This window comes from Pseudomonas sp. GM102 (assembly GCF_000282555.1).
Lineage (GTDB): Bacteria > Pseudomonadota > Gammaproteobacteria > Pseudomonadales > Pseudomonadaceae > Aquipseudomonas.
Genome location: NZ_AKJB01000125.1, coordinates 1 through 5,820, shown reverse-complemented (window position 1 = coordinate 5,820; position 5,820 = coordinate 1). Strand labels below are relative to the sequence as shown.

The following is a 5,820-nucleotide window of genomic DNA, read 5'->3' as shown; positions in this document are numbered from 1 at the left end:
CTTGCCCGCGAAGAATGCGCCGCGGTTTTTCAGGTATTACGCGTCATCGTTCTTCGCGGGCAAGCCTCGCTCCTACAGGTTCGAGCACTATCAATCAGATACGGAACTGCCCGACCAATTTGCCCAGGCGCTGACCGAGGTCGGCCAAGCTGCGCGAGGTCTGGGCGCCGAGCTGGGTTTCGTCGGCGACGCTGTCTACGGCCACGGCGATCTGGTGCACGCTGCGGTTGATTTCTTCGGCCACGGCGGTTTGCTCTTCGGCGGCGCTGGCGATCTGGGCGTTCATCGAGTTGATGGTGCCGATCAACTGGGCCATGGCGTCCAGAGACGCCCCCGCCTCGTTGGCCTGGGCCGACGTGCCGTCGCCGGCCTCGCTGGAGCGGCGCATGGCTTCGACCGCCGATTGGGTGCCGGCCTGCAAGCGGTCGATCATGCCCTGGATTTCCTGGGTGCTGATTTGCGTGCGACTGGCCAATGCCCGCACTTCGTCGGCGACCACCGCAAAACCACGCCCGGCCTCACCGGCGCGGGCCGCTTCAATGGCGGCGTTGAGCGCCAGAAGGTTGGTCTGTTCGGCAATCGAACGGATCACCCCGAGTACGCTGACAATCGACGACACGTCTTTCTGCAAGCTGTCGAGCGACACGCCACTGCTGCGAATGTCGTTCACCAGCGCATGAATCTTCACGATGCTCCCGGCCACTACACGCTTGGCGGCCTGACCTTCTTCGTCGGTCTGCTGGGCAGCGACCGCCGCGTTTTGCGCGCTCTTGGCCACTTCCTGGGCCGCCGCCGACATCTCATTGATCGCCGTGGCCACCTGATCGGTTTCGTGACGCTGGCGCTCCATGGCTTGATCCGAGCGCTGGGCCTGATCGGAGACCTGATTCACCAGCCCGGTCAGTTGCGAGGTCATTTCAGTGATCTGGCGTACCAAACCGTGGATCTTGTCGACGAAACGGTTGAACGAGCCGGCCAGTTCGCCGAGTTCATCCTGGCTGGTGATGGACAGGCGCCGGGTCAGGTCGCCCTCGCCCGCCGCGATGTCGTCGAGGTTGGCTTTCATCAGGTTCAGCGGACGCAGAATGGTGTTGGCCAGCAGCATCCCGGCAACCGCAATCACCAACAGCACCACCACGGCAATCCCGACAATGCTCAGCACCACGCCTTGCATGCGTTCCTGGACCTTGGCCTCGACCACCGCCACTTGAGCTTCAATGCCGTCGAGGTTGACCGAGGTGCCGACCGCCATGTCCCACTTCGGCAGGTATTCGGTGTAGCCGAGCTTGGGCACCAGCACTTGGGTGTTACCGGGCAGCGTCGAGCTGTATTGCAAGTAATGGGTACCGTCCTTGGCGACTTTCACCAGGTCACGGTTGACGTAGACGCCGTTCGGGTCGCGGTTGTCCTTGAAGCTCTGGCCCACGCCTTCGGGGCTGTTGGCCTTGAACAGGCGCACGGTGTTGGAGTCGTAGCCGAAGAAGTAGCCGTCCTTGCCGTAGGTGATACTCGACAGCAACTTGATCACCTGCGCCCGTGCCGCGTCATCGCCGGGAGCGGCCGCGTCGTAGAGCGGTTTGATCGTGGTCATGGCCACGGCGACGTAACTTTGCAGGGTCGCCTTGGCATCGCTGAGCAGGCGCTGACGGGTTTGCTCGACTTCCTTGCGGGCCTGCTCCTGCAGAATGAACAACGTGGTCAGGCTGATGACCAGCGCAAAGAGCAGCACCGGGAGGACGGCAAGGGACAGGACTTTAGCCTTCAGGCTCATGCGCATGACGTTCACTCTTTTGATTTTGTTGGCGTGGTTAAAGGCTATAACGGCAGGCCAACGTAAAACTGTAGGAGCCAGGCTTGCCGGCGAAGGCGTCCTCGAAATCGCCTTCGCCGGCAAGCCTGGCTCCTACGGGAGCGAAATCAGAGGACCATCGCCGCCACCCAGCCAAACGCCAGCAATGGCAGGTTGTAGTGCAGGAAGGTCGGGACCACGGTGTCCCAGATGTGGTGATGCTGGCCGTCGATGTTCAGACCGGAGGTCGGGCCCAGGGTCGAGTCCGAGGCGGGTGACCCGGCATCGCCCAATGCGCCAGCAGTGCCAACGATGCACACGATGGCGATCGGGCTGAAACCCAGTTGCACGCACAGCGGCACGAAAATCACCGCCAGAATCGGGACGGTGGAAAACGACGAGCCAATGCCCATGGTCACCAACAGGCCCACCAGCAACATCAGCAGCGCGCCAATGGCTTTGCTGTGGCCGATCCACGAGGCCGAGGTTTCGACCAGTGTCTGCACTTGCCCGGTGGCCTTGATCACTTCGCCAAACCCGGACGCGGCGATCATGATGAAGCCGATCATCGCCATCATCTTCATGCCTTCGGTGAACAGGTCATCGGTGTCGCGCCACTTCACAATCCCCGACACCGAGAAAATCAGAAAACCCGCCAACGCCCCGATAATCATCGAGTCCAGCAGCAACTGAATAATGAACGCGGCGGCGATGGCCAGGCCGGCCACCATCAAGCTCAACGGGTTGTATTGCACTGCGACCTGTTCGACCTGCTCGATCTTTTCCAGATCGTAAACGCGCTTCTTGCGATAGCTGATGAAGGCTGCCGCGAGACCAAAAACCATGCCCAGTGCCGGGATACCCATGGCATGGGTGACGTTGATTCCGCTGATATCCACGCCACTGCGGGCGACGTTGGCCAGCAGGATTTCATTGAGGAAGATGTTGCCGAAGCCCACGGGCAGGAACATGTACGGCGTGATCAAACCGAAGGTGATAACACAGGCAATCAATCGACGGTCCAGTTGCAGCTTGGTCAGTACATAGAGAAGAGGCGGAACCAGCAACGGGATAAAGGCGATATGAATCGGCAAAATGTTCTGCGAGGCGATGGCCACCACCCACAGCAAACCGATCAGCAGCCATTTGACATTTCCGCCACCGTTGGCGTGCTGGCGATCGACCATGGCCAGGGCTTTGTCGGCCAGCGCATGGGCCAGGCCGGACTTGGCGATGGCCACCGCGAATGCGCCGAGCAAAGCGTAGGACAACGCAACCGTCGCCCCGCCGCCGAGGCCATTGTTGAAGGCTTTCAGGGTCGCGTCGATGCCCAGGCCACCGGTCAAGCCACCGACCAGCGCGCCCACGATCAGTGCGATCACCACATGCACGCGGGACAGGCTGAGTATCAGCATGATGCCGACCGCGGCAATTACTGCATTAATCATCGTTACCTCAAGGCAAACGGAATGAGTCCGGCCAGCAGTCTGCATGAGCTGCCGGCGGATTGAAGAATGGGTTTTATTAGAGGGCGCGCACTGTGCCGGACCGCTGCGGCCTTGTCAAAGCCAACACCCATTGCCGATGTGTAACGGATTGCGATCCCCCGATGGCAAGGGCTTGCCTGTGGCGAGGGAGCTTGCTCCCGTTCGGCTGCGAAGCAGTCGTAAACTGCCGACGCGGGTTGTCTGACTAAATGCCGGGGGCCGCTTCGCGCCCCAGCGGGAGCAAGCTCCCTCGCCACAGGCAAGCCCCCTCGCCACAGAAGTGTGCAGTGATCGGAATTTGTTATTCAGCCTGCGACATAAAGAAAGCCAAATCCCGGCCGCTACAGTGCAAAGTCTCAGATATTTATCGAATAAAAGGACGTTCCCATGTCGCTCAGACAACTTTCCATCCAATGGAAAATCACCCTGTTGGCCGGGCTGTGCCTGGCGGGCATCGTGACCCTGCTGGTAGGTCTTTCGCTGTATCGCATGGAGCACAGCTCCGCGCTGGTGAAAGCCTCGAGCATGGAGATGCTCACCGAAGCCGCCCAGGCGCGCATCGAGTCCCAGGGTGAAGTCCAGGCGCTGGGCATTCGTCAGCAGTTCATGGACGCCTATCAATATGGCCATGGTTTCTCGCGGCAGGTGCTGTTTTTGCGCGATCAGGCCGAAAAGCGCTTTCTCGATGCCTTCGACCTGCGTGAAGACTTGACCCGGCAGGTCAAGTCGGCCCTGCAAGCCAACCCGGAACTGCTTGGCCTGTCCCTGGTGTTCGAGGCCAATGCGCTGGACGGCAAGGACGAACTGTTCGCTGATCAGGCAGAGATTGGCAGTAACGAGAAGGGTCGTTTCGCCCTGTACTGGTCGCAACCTGTGCCTGGCAAGGTGACCTCCATGGCCCTGCCGGAAAGCGACATGGCCGACACCAGCACCGGCCCCAGCGGCGACCCGGCCAACGCCTGGTTCACTTGCCCGCGCACTACGCTCAAGCCTTGCGTGATCGAACCCTACTTCTATGTGATCGACGGCCAGAACGTGCTGATGACCAGCATCGTGTTCCCGCTGATGGTCAACGGCAAAGTCATTGCCTCTTTGTCGGTGGACATCAACCTCAACAGCCTGCAAACGATCAGCCAGAGCGCCAGCAAAAAACTCTATGACGGCCAGACCAATGTCAGCATCGTCAGCCCGGTCGGTCTGCTTGCCGCCTACAGCCCGGACGCCAGCAAGCTCGGCCAGCGCCTGGACGCTGTCGACACCCGCAACGGTGCCGAATTGCTCCGCAGGCTGACCACCAGCAGCAAAACCGAAAGCCTGCACAGCAACCAGCAATTGAAAGTGCTGTCACCGTTCCAGCCGATTCCCGGTGGCAAATCCTGGGGCGTGTTGCTCGACGTGCCGGAGAAGGTCCTGGTCGGCCCCGCCGAAGCGCTGAAAAAACAACTCGACGACAGCAACACCACCGGTACGCTGATTGAACTGTGCCTGGGTGTGCTGGCGGCGCTCGTCGGTCTGCTGTTGGTGTGGCTGATGGCACGTAGCGTGACCCGACCGATCCTCGGCGTGGCCCGCATGCTGGAAGACATTGCCAGCGGCGAAGGCGACCTGACCCGGCGCCTGGCCTACGACAAGCAGGATGAACTGGGCCAGTTGGCCGGTTGGTTCAACCGTTTCCTCGACAAGCTGCAACCGATCATCGCCCAAGTGAAGCGCTCGGTGCAGGACGCCCGCAGCACGGCGGACCAGTCGTCCGCCATCGCCACCCAGACCAGCGCCGGCATGGAACAGCAATACCGTCAGGTTGACCAGGTCGCCACCGCGTCCCACGAAATGAGCGCCACCGCCCAGGACGTCGCCCGTAGCGCCGCGCAAGCGGCACAAGCGGCGCGCGATGCCGATCAGGCGACCCGCCAGGGTTTGACTGTGATCGGCCGCACCACCGCCAGCATCGACCACCTCGCCGCCGACATGAGCGCGGCCATGGTGCAGGTCGAAGGACTGGCAGCGAACAGCGAGAAAATCGGTTCGGTGCTGGAAGTCATTCGTGCCATTGCCGAACAAACCAACCTCTTGGCGCTGAACGCCGCCATCGAAGCCGCCCGGGCCGGTGAAGCCGGACGCGGTTTTGCCGTGGTGGCCGATGAAGTGCGCAACCTGGCGCGGCGTACTCAGGAGTCCGTGGAGGAAACCCGCCTGGTGATCGAGCAGTTGCAGAGCGGTACTCAGGACGTGGTGAGTTCGATGAACAACAGCCATCGTCAGGCTCAGGGCAGTGTCGAGCAGGTTGGTCAGGCAGTGACAGCATTGCGTCAGATTGGTGATGCGGTGACGGTGATCAGCGACATGAATCTGCAAATCGCCAGTGCGGCTGAAGAGCAAAGCGCAGTGGCCGAGGAGATTAACAACAACGTGGCGACCATCCGGGATGTGACCGAATCGCTGTCGGGGCAGGCCAATGAATCGGCGCGGGTGAGCCAGTCGCTAAACAGCCTGGCGAATCAGCAGCAGGGCTTGATGGATCAGTTTCGGGTCTGATGTACCCGC

General features: G+C 61.2%; 3 protein-coding genes and 2 pseudogenes. 2 read left to right on the top strand and 3 right to left on the bottom strand.

The window, feature by feature from the left end; all coding sequences use genetic code 11:
- Positions 1 to 94 precede the first annotated feature (94 nt).
- From PMI18_RS32040 to PMI18_RS03185, 3 genes and pseudogenes are all read right to left on the bottom strand, one after another.
- The gene (locus PMI18_RS32040) at positions 95 to 850 is read right to left on the bottom strand and encodes a methyl-accepting chemotaxis protein (protein ID WP_390176104.1); all 756 of its coding nucleotides are present in this window, start codon (positions 848 to 850) and stop codon (positions 95 to 97) included.
- Positions 851 to 952: 102 nt separating this feature from the next.
- Positions 953 to 1,771 (bottom strand): annotated as a pseudogene (locus tag PMI18_RS32035) (cache domain-containing protein); the annotation flags it as partial.
- Positions 1,772 to 1,917: 146 nt separating this feature from the next.
- Positions 1,918 to 3,234 carry a Na+/H+ antiporter family protein gene (locus PMI18_RS03185; protein WP_162130608.1) on the bottom strand — a complete coding sequence of 439 codons (1,317 nt, stop codon included), beginning with the start codon at positions 3,232 to 3,234 and terminating at the stop codon, positions 1,918 to 1,920.
- A 429-nt stretch (positions 3,235 to 3,663) separates the two neighbouring features.
- Here PMI18_RS03185 and PMI18_RS32030 point away from each other — a divergent pair.
- Together PMI18_RS32030 and PMI18_RS32025 are read left to right on the top strand one after the other, a co-directional pair.
- Positions 3,664 to 4,953 (top strand): annotated as a pseudogene (locus PMI18_RS32030) (HAMP domain-containing protein); the annotation flags it as partial.
- A gap of 102 nt (positions 4,954 to 5,055) precedes the next feature.
- Positions 5,056 to 5,811: a methyl-accepting chemotaxis protein gene (locus PMI18_RS32025; RefSeq protein ID WP_443200881.1), complete on the top strand. Its 756-nt coding sequence runs from the start codon at positions 5,056 to 5,058 to the stop codon at positions 5,809 to 5,811.
- The last annotated feature ends 9 nt before the right edge of the window (positions 5,812 to 5,820 follow it).

Excerpts from the sequence above, each read along its gene's own strand:
- PMI18_RS32025 (WP_443200881.1), top strand. The coding sequence starts at position 5,056 with ATGGAACAGCAATACCGTCAGGTTGACCAGGTCGCCACCGCGTCCCAC.
- PMI18_RS32040 (WP_390176104.1), bottom strand. The coding sequence starts at position 850 with ATGGAGCGCCAGCGTCACGAAACCGATCAGGTGGCCACGGCGATCAAT.